At 66.3% G+C, this 493-nt stretch carries 1 pseudogene; it reads right to left on the bottom strand.

The features are described from left to right. A pseudogene (locus tag EN852_RS35005) lies at positions 1-493 on the bottom strand (hypothetical protein); the annotation flags it as partial.

Below are 493 nucleotides of genomic sequence, written 5' to 3'. Positions count from 1 at the left end.
ATTGCCTGTGCCGCCCACCATGGTGTCGGCGCCAGCGCCGCCATTGATGAGGTCGTCGCCGGCCAGGCCGGAGATCACATTGGCCGCCGTGCTGCCGGTCAGCGTGTCACCAAAGCCAGAGCCGGTCAGGTTCTCGAAGGCTGAGAGCGTGTCGCTGCCAGCGCCAATGGTGTTTTGAGCCGCCGTCGTCGCAAGGCTCACCGTGATGGCCGCGGCCGCGTGCTCGTAGCTCAGCGTATCGATGCCGGCGCCGCCGTTCAGGACGTTGTTGCCGCCATCGCCCTCGAGGGTATCGTTCTGCGCGGAGCCGAGAAGTCCCTCGATGCTGGAGAAGGTGTCGCCTTCGGCATCGCCGCCTTGGGCAAGACCGGTCATCAGGCTGACATTCACGCCAACCGCCGATGCCGCATAGCTGGCCGTGTCGGTACCAGTGTCGCCGATGAGCGTATCGGCGCCGCCGAGACCCGCCAAGGTGTTGTTGCCGGTGTTGCCG

The sequence above is a fragment of the Mesorhizobium sp. M2E.F.Ca.ET.209.01.1.1 genome (genome assembly GCF_004010375.2).
Taxonomy (GTDB): domain Bacteria; phylum Pseudomonadota; class Alphaproteobacteria; order Rhizobiales; family Rhizobiaceae; genus Mesorhizobium.
The sequence above is the reverse complement of the archived record's forward strand: the minus strand, read 5'-3'. Positions and strand labels throughout refer to the sequence as shown.